This window comes from Collimonas arenae (assembly GCF_000786695.1).
Lineage (GTDB): Bacteria > Pseudomonadota > Gammaproteobacteria > Burkholderiales > Burkholderiaceae_D > Collimonas > Collimonas arenae_A.
In genome coordinates, this window is sequence record NZ_CP009962.1 from 1,176,049 (window position 1) to 1,193,545 (window position 17,497).

Genomic DNA, 17,497 nt, shown 5'->3' on the forward strand with positions numbered 1-17,497 from the left:
TATTTCCACTGCACATTTCTAACTCATTGATTTGTATGTAAATGTCGTGTTTGAAATGACATTAGTAATACAGGGGTGGTGCCGAGAGCCGGAATCGAACCGGCACGCTGTCTCCAGCGCGGGATTTTGAGTCCCGTGCGTCTACCTATTCCGCCATCTCGGCAACGCGTCCGCTATTATGACTTAATTCCTTGTCCCGATCAATAGTCTTTGCGTATGAATCTGCTTTTCCCTGAATATTCCGCCTACCGTCGGAATTTCCCGGGGAGGTTGGCATTAATTGCTTACACGCTGGTATAGGCGGAATCGTTCATCCCGGTCCGAAGGCCTGCGGCCGGTCCATAGCAGCTCCCAGTTGCCTTTGAACTCACGCCAGATGGCGTCGTCGGTCTTGACCGAGATATTGTCCTGGTAGAGCAGGAAATCACAGTGCGGCTGGCCGTATTCGCCGAACGGGATGTCTCCGAAGTAGGCGAACGAAGCGCGTTGCGCGGGGCCGACATTGGTGTCCACGCATTGCTTGACCGTTGGCAGGTGTTCGTCGATTTGCGCGGCTACGCCGGCGTAGCTCTTGCTGTAGTTAATCCATGGTAGCCACAGGGTTGTCAGCAGCAGCCAGCACAGGATCACGCCGCCGGAGGACAGCACCACCGCGCGCCATAGCACCGATGGCCGGCGCGACAGGCGCCAGTTGACCAGCAGTATCCAGAATATTGTGCCGAGCAGGGCGATGATCAGGGCGATCAGGTTGAACTCAGGCTTGAAGCCGGGCGCAAGTTTGTAGACATTCTTGGCGATTTGGGCCGGCCAGCCGCTTTCCTTGGCGATCCAGGCCAGCCAGATAAAGGCGGCGCAGGCGGTCAGGGTCATCACGGAGAACCAGTCGACAGCATTGATAGCGCCGCGTTTCATGGTTGGCAAGCCGAACGCAGCGAGGATCACCAGCGCCGGCAACAGCGGCAGCAGGATGCCTTCTTCCGGATGCGGATTGAGCAGCAGCACTACCGTCAGGCTGACAAAAAATGCCAGCGGCAAGGCGATATGCAAGGTCGAGCGCTGTTCGCGCCAGGCATAGACAGCCCAGCCGGCGAACGGCCATGCCGGCCATGCGAACCAGATACCGTATTTAAAGTAATACGATAAGGCGGTCCACGACGGCCAGCTCAATTGCTGGAGGTTGAAATATTCCCAGGCGGCGAAGCGATTGACGCCGTGCGGCAGCATGGCGAAGTTAGCTGCCAACCAGATACCGGCGACGATGAGCGTCACCGGCAAGGTGACCAGTAGCAGGTCTTTGATGATTGCTTTGTCGCGTATCAGCGCCAGCGTCAGTAGCCCGCAAAGCAGCCCAAGCGGTAACACCCAGCCGCGGGTCAGGATCAGCAGGCCGAAGGTCAGGCCGAGCAAGGCGGCGCTGCGGATGCTGCGCGCCTCAAACAGGCGCACGGAAACGTAAATCGAAAACGCAACCAGTGCAATCTGCAGGCTTTTGGCTGTCGCTTCGTGACTGTGGGATAGCAAGCCAAGGCAGCCTAGGTAAATCAGGAAGGCGCCGTCGGCCAGGGTGCGGCCAAAATCGCGCGGTTCAGGCTGGCCGCCGAACGCCAGCCTGAGCGGCTGTGCTTCGGGGCGCCGTCCCAGCAAGTACGTTGCGTACCAGACCGATAGGGAGCCGACCAGAAAAAACACCACCGTGGACAATCTAGCCGCTAGCGGGTCGCTGACCAGCCAGCCGAGCAGTTTGATGAAGAGCGCGCCGATCCAATAGGTCAGCGGACTTTCAGTGGGCATCGGCAAGCCGACGATATTCGGCGCCAGCCAGTCGGCGATAGTACCGTGTGCCATCGTCCAGGCGATGCCGAAACTCGATGCATCTTCATTTTTCCACGGATCGCGCCCGATCAGGCCCGGCAGGATATACAACAATCCCAGTGCCCATAGCCCCCAGCGTGGCAGTGCGCTGGTGGCGGAAGCAGGGAGGCGGACGGGCTTCATCACAATGGTGTCTGATCAATATTGAATTGTTGGGTATTGTGCCGGATAGCAGAGGACTTCGCTATTGCTGAGAGTAATTTCTGTTCTGGATGTTCTCAAGCAAACATACAATTATTTACGCTTGCTTTCCTGCGATTTATCAAAGAGTTAGCGGTCGCGGATGCCGTCGCCACGGATCTTGATAAATAAAAAAAGGCAGCCGTAGCTGCCTTTTTGAACAAACGGACGAATTATTGATTCGCGATCGCTGTTTTGGAACCGACAGTACCGAATTTCTTGCGGAACTTGTCAACGCGGCCGGCGGTGTCGACGATCTTGTGTTGACCGGTGTAGAACGGATGCGATTCCGACGAAACTTCAATCTTCACCAGAGGGTATTCTTTACCTTCGTGGGTGATGTTTTCGCGAGTCTGGATGGTCGAGCGTGTGATGAACTTGAAATCGTTCGATACGTCGTGGAACAGAACTTCGCGGTAATTTGGGTGAATGCCGTCTTTCATAATTGCCTCAATGGTGTGGTAGCCAATCAATCACTTCGTCGGTCGTCTTGCTTCTTGACCCGATTGTCGATCACTTGCCAGGGGTGGAAAACCGCAAATTATACAATAAATTCTACCGGGAATTAGAAAAAATGAATGAAATCAGTGCCTTGGGTGCTTAATCCGGCACTGATCCGGTATTTCTCCAGTATTTGGGGGCCAGGCGGGCAAGGGGCTCGCCTGGGACAACCCTAGTTTTTCACTGCTACAGGCGTCTGGTTGCCATTTTTGCGGTACAAATACAATGTTGCAATCAAGCCACATATCGCAGCAGCAGTCATCCACATGCCAGGCGCACCCTTGTCGCCGGTGTATTCAATCAGGCCAGTGGCAATCGCTGGAGTAAAGCCGCCGAAAATGGCAGTCGCCAGGCTATACGCCAGGGAAAAGCCGGCGGTGCGCACTTCGACTGGCATGATTTCGGTCAGGGCCACCACCATTGCGCCGTTATAGCTGGCGTACAGGAAGGACAACCACAGCTCGACCATCAGCATTTTCTGGAAAGTCGGGTCGGCTACCAGCCACGACAAGGCCGGATAGGCGGTGAGGATGGTGAGAATGGTGAAAATCAGCAACAGGGGTTTGCGGCCGATGCGGTCGGATAGGGCGCCCATCACCGGCAGCCAGATGAAATTCGAAATACCGACGCAGAATGTCACCACCAGGGCGTCCGTGGTGCTCAGGTGCAGCACGCTCTTGCCGAATGTCGGCGTATAGACGGTAATCAGGTAGAACGACACAGTGGTCATCGAGACCAACATCATGCCGGCGATCACCAGGCCCCAGTTATCCACCATTGATTTCAGGATTTCGCTTACCGGCGGTTTGTGTTTACGCGCCTTGAATTCTTCGGTTTCTTGCAGCGAGCGGCGAATCACAAACAGCACCGGCACGATCATGCAGCCGATAAAGAACGGTACGCGCCAGCCCCAATCGGCGATCTGCGCCGGTTGCAGCCACACTTGCAGGCCAAAACCAAGCGCGGCGGCGACAATGATGGCCACCTGCTGGCTGGCAGACTGCCAGCTGACATAGAACCCCTTGTTGCCCGGCGTCGCCATTTCCGACAAGTACACCGAGACGCCACCCAGTTCAACCCCTGCAGAGAAACCTTGCAGCAAGCGGCCAACCAGCACCAGGAAAGGCGCTGCATAGCCGATAGTGGCAAAGCCAGGTACGAAAGCGATCAGCATGGTGCCGAGCGCCATCAATGCCAGTGTCGTGATCAAGCCCTTGCGGCGACCGACCCGGTCAACATAAGCGCCCAGGATGATGGCCCCCAACGGTCGCATCAGGAAGCCGGCGCCGAAGGTCATGAAAGTCAGCATCAGCGACGCAAATTCGTCGCCGGCGGGAAAGAAGGTTTTGGAGATGTAGGTCGCGTAAAAACCGAACAGGAAGAAATCGAACATCTCCATGAAGTTGCCGCTGGTAACCCGCAGAACTGTGCCGAATTTCGATTGACTGGATTGAGTGGTCGCCATGATGGATTGCTGCGAAAAAAGGAGGTTCGCAAGGATAGCATTTAACCGCATGACTTGTTCTGAGGATGTGTAACGATTATGTCGTCAATTGTTGCTTAAAGTCATTATTTAGGAGGCGCACGTAAAAAAATCCGGCGTGCTTGCGCAGGCCAGATTTTTTGCTTTCGGTTGAGGTGAATTTCAACCAAACGTGATACATGGAAAAACGTGGAGAGCGGTCCAAGGTCCGGTCGAGAGGCGGAACTGTACGCAGGTACAGTGAGCATCGGACACCGGAGATTGGGTCGCTATCTGCGTTTTTAGCCGCCGCGACGCATCATGTCGAAGAACTCGGCGTTGTTCTTGGTCGACTTGATCTTGTCGAGGATGAACTCCATCGCCTCGATTTCGTCCATGCTGTACAGCAGCTTGCGCAGTACCCAGATCTTTTGCAGCTGGTCAGGCTTGATCAGCAATTCCTCACGGCGGGTGCCGGATTTGTTCAGGTTGATGGCTGGGTATACGCGCTTCTCGGCGAGGCGGCGTTCCAGGTGGACTTCCATGTTGCCGGTACCCTTGAATTCTTCGTAGATCACGTCGTCCATGCGGCTGCCTGTTTCGATCAGGGCGGTAGCGATGATGGTCAGGGAACCGCCTTCCTCGATGTTACGGGCCGCGCCGAAGAAACGCTTCGGACGTTGCAGCGCGTTAGCGTCGACACCACCGGTCAGTACCTTGCCGGAGGCAGGAATCACGGTGTTGTAGGCGCGTGCCAGACGGGTGATCGAGTCCAGCAGGATCACCACGTCTTTTTTCATTTCGACCAGGCGCTTGGCTTTTTCCAGCACCATTTCAGCGACTTGCACGTGGCGTGTGGCAGGCTCATCGAAAGTCGACGCCACCACTTCGCCGCGCACCGAGCGCTGCATTTCGGTCACTTCTTCCGGACGTTCGTCGATCAGCAGGACGATCATCACGGTATCAGGATGGTTGGTGGTAATCGCATGCGCAATGTGTTGCAGCATGACCGATTTACCCGACTTCGGCGACGCTACCAGCAGGCCGCGCTGGCCCTTGCCGATAGGTGCGATCATGTCGATGATGCGGCCGGTGATATTCTCTTCGCCGCGCATGTCGCGTTCCAGCGGCAGCGGCTTGTTCGGGTGCAGCGGTGTCAGGTTTTCAAACAGGATGCGGTGCTTCGACGCTTCCGGTGATTCGCCGTTGACCTTGTCGACCTTGACCAGTGCGAAATAGCGCTCGCCGTCTTTCGGCGTACGCACTTCACCTTCGATCGAATCGCCGGTGTGCAGATTGAAGCGGCGGATTTGCGAAGGCGAGATATAGATGTCGTCGGTAGACGCCATGTAGCTGGCGTCGGGCGAGCGCAGGAAGCCAAAGCCGTCAGGCAGGACTTCGAGGGCGCCATCGCCAAAAATTTGTTCTCCTGATTTCGCGCGCTTTTTCAGGATCGCGAACATCAGTTCTTGTTTGCGCAAACGCGCTGCGTTATCGATGTCCAGGCCGATTGCCATTTCTAGCAGGGCGGAGACGTGTAACGCCTTTAGTTCAGATAAATGCATAGGTATGAGTGTCCCGGGATGGGAAATATTGGGTGGGGGAGGGAACTGCGCGGTATTTTAGATATTAGATATAACACAAGCGGCGATGCGGGCGCACCGCCGCGATTGTTCTTAGATATTGCTATCGATGAATGCCGTCAGCTGGCCTTTAGCCAATGCGCCGACTTTTTGTGCGGCTGGGACGCCGTTCTTGAACAGGATCAGTGTCGGAATGCCGCGGATGCCGTGCTTGGCTGGTACAGCCTGGTTGGAGTCCACATCCAGCTTGACGATTTGCAGCTTGTCGCCGTATTCCTTGGCGACTTCTTCCAGGATCGGTGCAATCATCTTGCATGGACCGCACCACTCAGCCCAGAAATCGACCAGGACTGGTTTGTCGGATTTGAGTACATCTGCGTCAAAAGATGCGTCGGTAGTGTGTTTAATGTTTTCGCTCATGGTTTCCTCAGTGTGAGGGAAAAATAATCAATGTGTGCCAAGACGACTTACCATTCCTGCTTGGTGGTTGCCAGCGGCTGTCCCTATTCTATTGAATAAGTGGGGATGCCGTGCGCGAATTCAAGTTTCTGTGGGTGCGGTAAGAGGTGTTGCGGCGGGATATTCACTAAATAATAACCGATTTTGATAAAAAGTGTGGCGCATGATTTTATTTTGCAGCGGTTTTTTGGGGCTCTCGCATAAAATGACAGGTAATTGTTGCTAAAAAGAGCCCTCGCCAGAGCATCTATTCCTATGGCGGCCCATCGTACCGTGCCGCCGCATCTCAGTGAGCCTCATGTCATTAAAGTCTTTATTAATCGCTCCCTCCGCCAACTTCTGGCCAGCTGCGGCCAGTGCATTGCTGACGGCTTGCCGCAACAATGGAAGCGACGGCGGCGCTGACATGCGCGATTTTTCACACTGGCGCGTGATATTGCCAACCTTTGCCCACGCCCAGGCGCTGAAAGCCGCGATGACTGCGCAACTGGGCGGAACCTTTTTGCCGCCGCAATTTTTTACCCTGTCAGGCCTGTTGATGACGATGCCGCCGCTGCCGAACGTGCTGCCGGCCAGCGAGCGTTTGATGCGCCTGTACGCCGAGCTGCGCCAGCATGGCTGGCTGAAGAAATTATTCACTGCGCGCCGCAACACTGATCTGCTGCCGCTGGCCCAGACCTTGTTAGCGCTATCAGATGAATTGACGCAAGCTATGCTGCCATCGCTGCACGCTGGCGACGATAGCAACGACACGGAACAGCGCTGGCAAACCGCGCTGGAACAGTTGTCGCCGGATGCGCGCAAGTTGCTGTCGGATGAAACCCAACTGGTCTGGTCGATCTGGAAAAGCCAGCTGGATGCCGACGACGCGATTGCGGCCCGCTTCACGCAAATGCTGCAGCTGGCCGAGAACGCCAGCCAGCCATTGATATGGATCAGTTCGGTGGCGCCGGAACCGCTGGAGCAGGCTTTTCTCGAAGCCTATGCGCAACATCAGCAAGTGCTGACGATGACGCTCGATTGGCGTGCGTCCGCTTTGTTGCCGACTTATACGCTGGCGTGGCCGGAGATGATCGAAGCAGCTGTCGGCGCGGAGCCGCAAACATCGACCGATTATTCTCTTTCAACCGAGCTGGCGCTGTGCGCTGCGCAGAGCGTCGAAGATGAAGCCGTGCAGGGTGCGCAAATCGTGATTGACTGGCTACAGGCCGGAAAAACCAATCTGGCTATCGTGGCGCAGGACCGGGTGGTGGCTCGGCGTATCCGCGCTTTGCTGGAACGAGCGCAAATCCATGTTGCCGATGAAACCGGCTGGAAGCTCTCCACCACCCGCGCCGCATCGGCGATCTCGGCGTGGTTCGACGTGATCACCGCGCGCGGGGAAACAACTGCCTTGCTGGATTTGCTGAAGTCGCCGTTTGTGCTGAACGAAGCACCCAGCGACTTGCTGCACGATGCACAGGACAGTATCGCGAACAAATCGGCGCTGGTCATGAAAATAGAAATACTGCTGCGGCGCGCCAACGTGCTCGGCGAGTGGCGTGCAGTAACCAACGCACTCAGCGCTGCGCCGGCAGAGCAAAAGACAGTGGCCTTGCTGGCGCAGCAGGCCGGCCTGTTTGGCGGCCGCAAGAATTTGCGCGACTGGATCGCCACCACCACATCGGCGCTGGATACGCTGGGGATCGCATCCGCGCTGAGCGCCGATTCAGCAGGCCAGCAGATATTGCAACTGCTGCAAAATATCGCGCCGCCGGGCAACGATTTCAGTGCGCTGTTTTCATTTTCAGAATGGCGCGCACTGGTCAATCTGCAACTCGACGACACCAGTTTCATCAGCGCCATCAACGACCGCCGCGTAGTGATGCTGCCGCTGAACGGTGCCCGCTTGCGCGTTTTTGAAGCAGTGCTGGTAGTTGGCGCCGACGCCGATCACTTGCCGTCGCAGCCGCAGGAAACGCTGTTCTTTGCCAATACAGTGCGGCGTGAGCTCGGCCTGGCGACGCGCGAGAGCCGGCAACGCCAGCAATTGCGCGACGTGGTCGAACTGCTGGCCATGAATTCGCAAGTGGTGTTGTCCTGGCAGGCGCACAAGGATGGAGAACCGAATCCGGTCAGCCCCTGGATCCAGCGCCTGCAGCTGACTTTGGCGCGCGCAGGGGTGCAGCCTTTGCCGGAGCTGCGTGCGACGATTGCAAGGCAGAGCTTGCAGCCGACGCCATCAACGATGCCAGTTCCTGCCGCTGCGGAATTGACGCCAACGCGTCTGACTGCCAGTGCTTACAACAGCTTCATCGCCTGCCCCTATCAATTCTTTGCGCGTCGCATGCTGGGCTTGGCCTCGCTGGATGAACTGTCGGATTTGCCGGAAAAGCGCGACTACGGCGGATGGCTGCATGAAATTCTCGAGACTTATCACGAATCCTTGAGAGATGCGCCGTTGCCGCCACATCAGCGCGAAGCTTTGCTGGTTGCTATATCAAAAAAACTGTTCGATGCCGTCATCAGCAAGAATGCAGCTGCATTGGGTTATTACGCACGCTGGCAAAAAGTGATCGCGCCGTATGTGGCGTGGGCCAATGAGCACGAAGCAGCAGGCTGGCGCTTTGTCTTCGGCGAACAAGCGTATGAGAAACTGCTGCCACTGGCGGATCGCAACCTGATCTTGCATGGCCGCATCGACCGCATTGACGAAAACGATGCTGGCGAACGTGCGGTGCTGGACTACAAGACGAACAACCTGTTGGCGCTGAACAAAAAACTGAAAGACCATGAAGATCATCAACTGGCGTTCTACGGCTTGCTGTCTGACCGGCCTGTGGCGTCGGCGCACTATGTCGCCCTCGAAACCAGCAAGGATAAGGTCGGCGACGTCAGCGCACCAGATTACGATCAGGCGCAAGCCGCGCTCGCTACGCAGATCACCGTCAACGTCGAGGCCATTGCTCGCGGTGTCGGCCTGCCAGCCAATGGCGTTGCTTCGGTGTGCCAGTATTGCGATGTACGCGGCTTGTGCCGCAAGGGAGCATGGTAATGAGCGCAGCGATCCCTGACCAGGCCGACTTGCCCAGCGCCTATCGCATGAACGGCGACGTGGTCGAAGCGCAGGCTTTTACCAACGCCGCCTGCGATCCGCGATATTCGGTCGTGGTGGAAGCCTGCGCCGGCAGCGGCAAGACATGGCTGCTCGTGGCGCGTATGTTGCGCCTGTTGCTGGCCGGTGCCGCGCCGTCTGAATTGCTGGCGATTACCTTTACCCGTAAAGCTGCGCAGGAAATGCGCGAACGCCTGCTGGAGTTGCTGCATGATCTGGCGCTGCAGCCAGAAGCCAAAGTGCGCAATTTACTGCTTGAGCGCGGCATTGCGCCGCAGGAACTGGCGCAGGTGCTGCCGGCAGCGCGTAATCTGTATGAACGTGTGCTGTCCAGTCCGCAAAGCCTGTCGATCGATACCTTCCACAGCTGGTTTGCGCGGCTGTTGCAAATCGCGCCGCTGGCCTCTGGCGTGCCGCATGGTTATTCTTTGACCGAGAAAACCGGTGAGCTGCTGGCAGATGCGTATCTGCGTTTCATGCAATCGCTGAACGATGAAGAGAACAACGCAATCAAACAGGATCTGCTGGCCCTGTATCAGTTGACCGGCGATTTCAGCACCAGAAAACTGCTCAATGCCTTTATCGACAAGCGCGCCGAGTGGTGGGCGGTGACCCGCCAAGGCGCCGAGGCGCCGTTGGAATGGCTGCGTGAATTGTGCGGCGAAGATGCTGAAACCGACGCCCGCTTATCGCTATGGGATGACGAGAAGCTGTCATCTCAAATCAAGCAGATCGCCTGGCTGCTGGGGCAAGGTTCAGCTACCAACCAGAAGCGTGCGACGGCGATTGAAATGGCGCTGACCGCAGGTGCTGCGGTGGAAAATTTCGACGCGCTGTGCCATCAGTTTTTTGACGACAACGGCAAGCCGCGCAGCAATGGTAAGGCCAAGGATTTTCTCAAGGCACTGGAAAACAGCCTGGGCGGTAATGCGCTTGACGCTTTCGATGAGCAGTTCAACGTTACAGGTGAAGCACTAAAACTGCTGCGCCGGCGCAGCTTCGAGCCCACAGTGCTGAGTATGAACCAGCATCTGTTCAGCGTCGGTAATGCCTATCTGGAATGCTATCAGGCGCTGAAGGCCGAGCAGCGCGTGTTCGATTTCGCCGATCTGGAATGGCAGGCCTATCGCTTGCTGACCAATCCGGAGACTGCGGCTTACTTGCAAAGCCGGCTCGATACGCGCTACAAGCATATCCTGCTCGATGAGTTCCAAGACACCAATCCGCTGCAATGGAGCATCGTGCGCGCCTGGCTTGGCGCTTACGGCGAAGACGCTGGCCAGCCCAGCGTGTTCGTGGTGGGTGATCCGAAGCAATCGATCTACCGTTTCCGGCGCGCTGAACCGAGGGTCTTTGAAGCTGCACGAACATTATTGCAAGAGCAGGGCGCAACGGTGTTGCAAGCCAACCAGACGCGCCGTAACGCAAGTGCGATTGTAGAAGTGCTGAATGCCAGTTTTCGCGCCAATCCGCTGTTTTCAGCGCAAACCACGCTAGGCGAAACCGGCGGGGAAGTTTGGCGGCTACCTTTGGTCAAGCAACTCGCAGGCGACGACGCGGACGATGCATCTTCGCCGGGCTTGCGTAATCCTTTGATCACGGCGCGCGAAGAGTCGGAAGATGCGCGCCGCCGCGATGAAGGTAAGCAGTTGGCGCAAGCGTTGTGGCTGGCCCGGCAACGACTGACCGTCGCTCAGGAAAGTGGCCGTCGCAGTCTGTGCTGGTCTGACGTGATGCTGCTGGTGAAGAAGCGCAGTCATCTCGGCGCTTACGAAAGTGCATTGCGTGAAGCCAGTATCCCGTTCATGTCGGACAAGCGCGGTGGCCTGCTGGAATCGCTGGAAATCTCCGACCTGATTGCCCTATTGACCTTTCTGATTACACCGGACGATGCGCGCGCGCTTGGTCACGTATTGAAATCGCCGATCTTCGGCGCCGACGATGAGGATCTGATCAGCCTGGCGCAACGCACCGAACGCGGCTGGTGGGTGCGTCTGCGAGCTGCTGCCAAGGATGTGAATGCGACTCATGCGGTGCAACGAGCAGTTGTTTTGCTGGAACAATGGCTGCAAGCTGCGCCGCGTTTACCTGTACATGATCTGCTGGATGTGATCTTGCATCAAGGACAGCTGCTGGCGCGCTACGCACAAGCAGCATCGCCGCTTTCGCGCAGCCAGGCTATTGGCAACATCGAAACTTTCATCGAGCTGGCGTTGAACATGGATGGCGGCCGTTATCCCAGCCTGCCGAAGTTCATTGACGCCTTGCGCGGACTGCAACAAGCCAGCGGCGGTGACGCGCCCGATGAAGCCAGCATCGATGCAGCTACCGACGCGGTGCGCATTCTGACGGTGCATAGCGCCAAGGGCCTGGAAGCTCCGGTGGTAGTTTTGCTGGACGCCAATCACAGCAAACCTGCGCGTGACGACTACGGCATCCTGTGCGACTGGCCGCAAGACGCGGAAGCGCCTCAGCATTTTTCTGCGTTCGGCAGTAGTGCGGAACGTGGCGCTGCGCGCGATCCTTTGTTTAACGCGGAAGAGGGCTTCAAGACCCAGGAAGACTGGAACTTACTCTACGTGGCTACGACGCGCGCCAAACAGTTGCTGATCATTAGCGGCGTCGCAGGAAGAAGCGGAGGTATCACGGAAGACAGCTGGTATGCGCGTCTTGAGCAAGTGCCTGAAACAGCCGTCGCCGAGGCCGCAGAACACATGCTGGATGCCGTTGCCAGCGGTGCGCAACGATTCGATCAAGAGATCTTCGACCCGCCGCAATTGCCGCCGCCGGTTGTTGCGGTTGCAGCGACTTTCGATAGCCAGGTCATTGCGGAAGGCATTGCCTTGCACGGTTTGCTGGAGCGCGTCACCCAGCATGGGCAGTGGCCGGCAGTGCTGCCGGACAGTGAGACTATCGCCCGCTGGCTGCCATGTCCGCTGGCGATGGCGAAGCAGGTGAGACAGCAGGCGCAAACCATTCTGGCGCAGAAGGAACTGGCGCATTTCTTTGATCCTGCCTTGCACCTGCACGCGCGAAATGAAATGGAAATAATCGCCGATAGCACGGTGTTGCGTTTCGACCGCGTAGTGGTATTTGAGGATGAAGTATGGATTCTTGATTACAAGCGCAATCTGCTGGATAGCGAGCGTGCAACCTACACGGCCCAGTTGCGCAGTTATCGGCAGGCAGCGCAGCCGGTGTTCGCCGATAAGCGCCTGCGAACCGCTTTGCTGACTGTGGACGGGCGTTTGACTGAGATTGACTAGTTGGTCTTTCGGGTTACGACGCCGAAATGTCACTCGTTAAAAACACGAAAGGCACGAATGAAACCTTGATAAGTTTCTTTTCGTGCCTTTCGTGTTTTCGTGAACAAGAGATTCAACGCAGAACGTCAATCCCGTCCACGCATCAAATCAACGATGATGTGGTGCTGCGTATTTCTTTTCCAGCCGGCCCACCAGTGTCGCCAGGCACATGGTCATGGCGAAGTAGACAACGGAAATCGTGATGTACGGTTCCCAGTAGCGCGAATAGGCGCCGGCGACGGTCCGGGCGGCATATGCCAATTCGGCCAGGCCGATGGCGGATACCAGCGACGAATCCTTGAGCAGGGTGATGGCTTCGTTGCCCAGCGGCGGCAGCATGCGGCGGAATGCCTGCGGCAGCACCACATAACGCATGGTCGCTTTGTAACCCATGCCGAGGCTGGATGCCGCATAGGTTTGGCCACGGTCGATGGATTGGATGCCCGCGCGGAAAATTTCGGAAATATAGGCGCCGGCGTTCAGCGACAAGGCCACAATGCCAGAGATGAATGCACCGTAGTCTTGCTTGATGGTGCGCGCCAGTTCGCCGGAAATCAGCAAACCGTTGTCTTGATGGATCAGCACCGGCATCACCGCAAAGTGGATAAGCAGGATCTGCACGAACAGCGGCGTGCCGCGGAAGAACGCCACATAGAAACCGGCCAGTCCTTTCACCACGCGGAAAGGCCATTTCCATGGCCCTTGCTTGACTTCAGCCAGGCGCAGCATGCCTAGAAATAATCCGAGGATGGTGCCGATGATGATACTGATCACGGCGACCTGCAGCGTCATGAAGAAGCCTTTGACGAATAGCGGCGCGTAGCCTTGTATGATGCTCCAGCGGAAATCCATAAATTATTGAGAAGAAATGATGCGAGGATGAAGATGGATACGCAGCCCGATTCTGGTATTTCCCAGGTTGCGTATAAGGATAATTTTAAAAAATTAGCGAAAAATTATACCGTAGTTGCCTCGGACCGCCAAAAAATGGTGGTCCGGGCGTCCTTGGCGTCTATTACTTGGCGTTGCCAAAATACTTCTCATTGATTTTGGTGAAACTGCCGTCGGCCTTGATGTCGGCCAGACCCCGGTTGATTTTGTTCAGCAACTCGGTATTGCCTTTGCGGACCGCAATTCCATAGTATTCCTTCGGAAAACCGGCATCGGAAACGACGCGGAAGCTGGCGGAAGGGTTGTTGGTAATGTAATTTTTTACCACGGCGTCATCCGCCACCACGGCGTCCACGCCGCCGCCTTCCAGCTCTTTCAAGGCCAGTGGGGTTGAATCGAAGCGCTTGATGCTCGGATTATTCTTGCCCACCAGGTTTTGCACCACTTCGTCGCCGGTGGTGGCGCTTTGCACGCCGATTTTCAAGGTCTTCAGATCCGAGAACTGCTTCACCGACGTATTACTTTGCGGCACAGCGATCAGTTGGCTGGCTTCGAAATACGGTGTCGAGAAATCTACGGTCTGCTTGCGCTCATCGGTAATCGTAATGGCGGAAATCAGCAGGTCGCGATCGCCCTGGGCAAGGAAGTTGAAAAAACCTTCAAACGGCGTGGGGATGAACTTCACCTCGATGCCGGTTTTAGCCGCAATTGCTTTCATCACGTCGATATCGAAACCGACCACTTCCTTCTTTTCGTTTTCAGCAGAAAACGGCGCATACGCCGATTCCACGCCAACCACATACAGGCTTTGCTTGGCTGCGGCGCTGGCAGCAGGCGCTTCTTCTTTCTTGCTGCAGGCGCCGACAGCTATCAGGCCCAAGGCCAGCGTGCACAGCGGCAAATAGCGGCTTAAGATTTTTTTCATGGTGTTCTCGCAAAAAATAAATCGCCGGCTGACGGCGCCGAGCGTCGTCGCAGTTGCCGGCGTTACTGATCAGATCGACTCAGGGTTACAGTTTTTCATCCGCAAAATATTTTTTATATATCTTGTCTTCGGTGCCGTCTGCCTTGATTTGTTCGAGGCCATGATTGATCTTCGCCAGTAATTCCTGATTGCCCTTTTTTACAGCAATACCGTAATACTCTTTCGGGAAGCTAGGGTCATTGATGATGCGGAAATTCTTGGTCGGATTGTTCTTGACGAAATTGGTGACGACGCCGTTGTCGCCAACTACAGCGTCGACGCCGCCGCCTTCCAGTTCCTGGAACGACAAGGGCATCGACTCGAAGCGCTTGACGTTGGGGCTGTTCTTGCCGATCAGATTCTGTGCCGCCTCATCGGCCGTAGTGCCGCTCTGGACGCCGATCTTCAACGCTTTCAAATCGTCGAACTTGGTCACCGTGGAATTTTTCGGCAACACAATTAATTGCTTGGCGACGAAGTAGGGCTCGGAGAAATCCATGCTTTGCTTGCGTTGGTCGTTGATCGTGATGGTGGAGATCAGGATGTCGCGGTCGCCTTGCGCCAGTGCGTTGAACAAGCCATCGAACGGCGTATTGACGATGCGGACCTTGATGCCGGCCTTGTCGGCCACGGCTTTCATGATTTCGATGTCGAAGCCGACCAGTTCCTTTTGTTCATTTTCGGAAGCGAAAGGCGCGTAGGCGCCGTCAGCGCCGACCACATACTCAGTGCTGGCCGTCGCCGCGGCGGAAGTGCTTTCTTTTTTACCGCATGCCGCCAGGATGGTCAGCGAACACAGCAGCGCCAAGACGGGAAGATATCGTTGTTTCATGGTCGCTCCCGCTTATTTGGATGTGTCGGCAAAGTATTTGGCGTAGATCTTGTCGTAAGTGCCGTCGGCCTTGATCGCCGCCAGTCCCTTGTTGACCTTGGCTAACAGATCCGCGTTGCCCTTTTTGACCGCGATACCGTAGTACTCTTTAGGAAAAGCCGGGTCGGAAATGAAGCGGAAACCTTCTGAGGGATTGTTCTTGATGTAGTTCTTGATCACGCCGTTATCGGATACTACGGCTTCGACTCCGCCGCCTTCCAGTTCTTTCATCACCAGCGTCGCCGATTCCAGGCGCTTGATGTTCGGATTGCTTTTGCCCAATTCCTTTTGCACGATTTCGTCGCCGGTAGTTGCGCTTTGTACGCCTACCTTCATGTTTTTCAGGTCGGCAAACTGGGTGACCTTGGAATCCTTAGGCACCACGATCAGTTGAGCCGCTTCGAAGTAGGGCTCCGAAAAATCGACCGTCTGTTTGCGCTCGTCGGTGATGGTGATGGCCGATGCCAGCAGATCGCGGTCGCCCTGCGCCAGGAAGTTGAAGATGCCTTCAAACGGCGTGTTGACGAACTTGATCTTGAAACCGCCTTTGTCGGCTACGGCGTTCATGACGTCGACATCGAAGCCGACGATTTCCTTCTGTTCATTCTGGTACTCGAACGGCGCAAAAGTCGCTTCGGCGCCCACCAGGTATACCTTCGGCTCGGAGGTCTCCGCCGTTTTCGATTCTTGCTTGCCGCAGGCAGTCATCAACAGTGCGGCGGAAAGTACGCACAAACTCAGATTGAAAATTCGTTTCATTGAATATATCTCCTGTAAATATCGGTAAAGTGTTCCGTCCATATCAGCAAAGAAATAATTTCTTGTAAGTAGTCGTCCGTGCGGCAGTTTTACTTTGATAAGAAAATAGTTCTTTGATAATGTTTTTGGGATTAATCCGCTATTTTAGATTCATCTTTGCATTTCACAACGATTTATATAAATAGATGGCGCTGATTTTTTGTTCTGCGACAACTTAGCGCAAGCTGTTGAATGCCTTGCTGAGCGAGAGGATTTCGCCGGTGGCGTTGCCGTCGTAGCCGTGCAGCTGATTGACGATGTTGCGAAACGAGTCTGATTGCAGGATGCCAATGACTTGCTGCATCAGCGGGTCCTTCATGGCGCTGATGGGCACGGCAAAAAAATAGCGTTCACGGATCAGCGGGATGAAGTCCAGGCCGAAGCGTTCAGCGGCGGTTTGGACGCCGAAGCCGACATCGGCCATGCCGCTGGCGATAAAGGCTGCGATCGCAGAGTGGGTGAATTCGGCGGTCTCGAAACCATCGATGGCGGTGGGCGACAAGTTGTGCCGGGATAGCATCAGCTCCAGCAGCATGCGGGTGCCGGAACCAGGTTGGCGATTGACGAACAGCACGCCGTCGCGGCTGAGGTCGGCCAGGCTGACAATATGCTTGGGATTGCAGGGAGCGACCATCAAGCCCTGGTTGCGCACCGCCAGGTGGATCAGGCAATGCTTCTGTTTGTCCAGCCAATGGCTATAGCTGGCCACCGCAGCCTCTTCAAATTCGCCCAGAGGCACATGGAAACCGGCCAGGTCGCATTCCTCGCGCGCCAGCGCAGCTACCGCATCGGCGCTGTTGCGATAGCGCAGTTCCACCGGCAATTGCCGCTCATTCAACTGGTTTAGCAGCGCAGCGACCGCAAAGCCATGGCTGGCGTTGAGGCGTATCACTTGCGGCTGCACGCTGACTGCCTTGCTCAGTTCGCCTTCAAGTTCAGACGCCAGGCTTTCCAGCGTCGGCGAAAGCCGCGCCGCGATGCGCCTGTCGGCCCAGATCAGCTTTTCCGCCAGCGGCAGCAATTCGCTGCCACGGCCGCGCCCGGTCTGTATCAAGGGATGGCCGAACATCTTCTCGGCTTCTCGCAGCAAGCCCCAGGCGTGACGATAAGAGCTGCCGATCTGCTTGGCGGCATTGGCGATGGAGCCGGTCTCCTGGATGGCAGTCAGTAATGACAAAAGCACAGCGGTATCCAGCGACTGGTCGGCGTCGCGTGAAATTTCCCAATGTGGTTTGATTTTGACTTTAAACATGTTCCTAGATTCGGCAGTTGACCGCTTACTTGCATAAATAGATGTCAGATGAATATTGGTTTTCTTTGTAGCGTCATGGCTTACAGGCGAAGTGAGGACGCTACAGGTGCGATTGCGTATTTTCCGGTCCTCTGCCTTCGTTGCTCCTTCGAGCGGAATGCGGTCCGCGTCGTCGTCACCTCTAGTCAGAGAAACGGAAAATGCGCACTCGCACCCGTCCAACTACCGAATCGAAGAATATGCAAAATATAGCCTATTGAGTATG

12 protein-coding genes and 1 tRNA gene are annotated in these 17,497 nt (G+C 56.0%); 2 read left to right on the forward strand and 11 right to left on the reverse strand.

Features of this window, described 5'->3' with window-relative positions; translation table 11 throughout:
• Positions 1–76 precede the first annotated feature (76 nt).
• The 6 genes from LT85_RS05300 to trxA form a co-directional block, all read right to left on the reverse strand.
• Positions 77–163: transfer RNA gene (locus tag LT85_RS05300), tRNA-Leu, on the reverse strand.
• 113 nt (positions 164–276) lie between these two features.
• The gene (locus tag LT85_RS05305) at positions 277–1,995 is read right to left on the reverse strand and encodes an ArnT family glycosyltransferase (RefSeq protein ID WP_038486214.1); all 1,719 of its coding nucleotides are present in this window, start codon (positions 1,993–1,995) and stop codon (positions 277–279) included.
• A gap of 230 nt (positions 1,996–2,225) precedes the next feature.
• The gene (locus tag LT85_RS05310; protein ID WP_038486217.1) at positions 2,226–2,495 is read right to left on the reverse strand and encodes a type B 50S ribosomal protein L31; all 270 of its coding nucleotides are present in this window, start codon (positions 2,493–2,495) and stop codon (positions 2,226–2,228) included.
• 230 nt (positions 2,496–2,725) lie between these two features.
• Positions 2,726–4,018 carry an MFS transporter gene (locus tag LT85_RS05315; protein ID WP_081992075.1) on the reverse strand — a complete coding sequence of 431 codons (1,293 nt, stop codon included), beginning with the start codon at positions 4,016–4,018 and terminating at the stop codon, positions 2,726–2,728.
• 299 nt (positions 4,019–4,317) lie between these two features.
• Positions 4,318–5,580: a transcription termination factor Rho gene (rho, locus tag LT85_RS05320; RefSeq protein ID WP_038486220.1), complete on the reverse strand. Its 1,263-nt coding sequence runs from the start codon at positions 5,578–5,580 to the stop codon at positions 4,318–4,320.
• Positions 5,581–5,691: 111 nt separating this feature from the next.
• Positions 5,692–6,018, reverse strand: a complete 327-nt coding sequence (trxA, locus tag LT85_RS05325; protein WP_038486223.1) for a thioredoxin TrxA — start codon at positions 6,016–6,018, stop codon at positions 5,692–5,694.
• Positions 6,019–6,355: 337 nt separating this feature from the next.
• On the opposite strand from trxA, the gene LT85_RS05330 reads away from it, so the two are divergent.
• Positions 6,356–9,091, forward strand: a complete 2,736-nt coding sequence (locus tag LT85_RS05330) for a PD-(D/E)XK nuclease family protein (RefSeq protein WP_038486226.1) — start codon at positions 6,356–6,358, stop codon at positions 9,089–9,091.
• Entirely contained in the window at positions 9,091–12,417 is a 3,327-nt protein-coding gene (locus tag LT85_RS05335; RefSeq protein ID WP_172656944.1) for a UvrD-helicase domain-containing protein, read from the forward strand. Before LT85_RS05330 ends, LT85_RS05335 begins: the two co-directional genes overlap by 1 nt.
• A 147-nt stretch (positions 12,418–12,564) precedes the next feature.
• Here the strand turns inward: LT85_RS05335 and LT85_RS05340 are convergent, their stop codons facing one another.
• The 5 genes from LT85_RS05340 to LT85_RS05360 all read right to left on the reverse strand — a co-directional run bounded on the left by LT85_RS05340 (position 12,565) and on the right by LT85_RS05360 (position 17,232).
• A complete protein-coding gene (locus LT85_RS05340) occupies positions 12,565–13,308 on the reverse strand; it encodes an amino acid ABC transporter permease (protein ID WP_038486232.1) in 744 nt (247 codons plus the stop codon).
• Positions 13,309–13,471: 163 nt separating this feature from the next.
• A complete protein-coding gene (locus LT85_RS05345; RefSeq protein ID WP_038486235.1) occupies positions 13,472–14,272 on the reverse strand; it encodes a basic amino acid ABC transporter substrate-binding protein in 801 nt (266 codons plus the stop codon).
• 85 nt (positions 14,273–14,357) lie between these two features.
• On the reverse strand, positions 14,358–15,143 hold the full coding sequence (locus tag LT85_RS05350) for a basic amino acid ABC transporter substrate-binding protein (RefSeq protein WP_038486239.1): 786 nt from the start codon (positions 15,141–15,143) through the stop codon (positions 14,358–14,360).
• A gap of 12 nt (positions 15,144–15,155) precedes the next feature.
• Positions 15,156–15,941, reverse strand: coding sequence for a basic amino acid ABC transporter substrate-binding protein (locus tag LT85_RS05355; RefSeq protein WP_038486242.1), 786 nt, complete (start codon positions 15,939–15,941; stop codon positions 15,156–15,158).
• 214 nt (positions 15,942–16,155) lie between these two features.
• Positions 16,156–17,232, reverse strand: coding sequence for a substrate-binding domain-containing protein (locus LT85_RS05360; RefSeq protein ID WP_038486247.1), 1,077 nt, complete (start codon positions 17,230–17,232; stop codon positions 16,156–16,158).
• Between the last annotated feature and the right edge of the window lie 265 nt (positions 17,233–17,497).

What these genes read in the sequence shown, in the direction of transcription:
- LT85_RS05350 (WP_038486239.1), bottom strand. Translation starts at nt 15,143, where the DNA reads ATGAAACAACGATATCTTCCCGTCTTGGCGCTGCTGTGTTCGCTGACC.
- LT85_RS05310 (WP_038486217.1), bottom strand. Translation starts at nt 2,495, where the DNA reads ATGAAAGACGGCATTCACCCAAATTACCGCGAAGTTCTGTTCCACGAC.
- rho (WP_038486220.1), bottom strand. Translation starts at nt 5,580, where the DNA reads ATGCATTTATCTGAACTAAAGGCGTTACACGTCTCCGCCCTGCTAGAA.
- LT85_RS05340 (WP_038486232.1), bottom strand. Translation starts at nt 13,308, where the DNA reads ATGGATTTCCGCTGGAGCATCATACAAGGCTACGCGCCGCTATTCGTC.
- trxA (WP_038486223.1), bottom strand. Translation starts at nt 6,018, where the DNA reads ATGAGCGAAAACATTAAACACACTACCGACGCATCTTTTGACGCAGAT.
- LT85_RS05345 (WP_038486235.1), bottom strand. Translation starts at nt 14,272, where the DNA reads ATGAAAAAAATCTTAAGCCGCTATTTGCCGCTGTGCACGCTGGCCTTG.
- LT85_RS05335 (WP_172656944.1), top strand. Translation starts at nt 9,091, where the DNA reads ATGAGCGCAGCGATCCCTGACCAGGCCGACTTGCCCAGCGCCTATCGC.
- LT85_RS05330 (WP_038486226.1), top strand. Translation starts at nt 6,356, where the DNA reads ATGTCATTAAAGTCTTTATTAATCGCTCCCTCCGCCAACTTCTGGCCA.
- LT85_RS05315 (WP_081992075.1), bottom strand. Translation starts at nt 4,018, where the DNA reads ATGGCGACCACTCAATCCAGTCAATCGAAATTCGGCACAGTTCTGCGG.
- LT85_RS05305 (WP_038486214.1), bottom strand. Translation starts at nt 1,995, where the DNA reads ATGAAGCCCGTCCGCCTCCCTGCTTCCGCCACCAGCGCACTGCCACGC.
- LT85_RS05355 (WP_038486242.1), bottom strand. Translation starts at nt 15,941, where the DNA reads ATGAAACGAATTTTCAATCTGAGTTTGTGCGTACTTTCCGCCGCACTG.
- LT85_RS05360 (WP_038486247.1), bottom strand. Translation starts at nt 17,232, where the DNA reads ATGTTTAAAGTCAAAATCAAACCACATTGGGAAATTTCACGCGACGCC.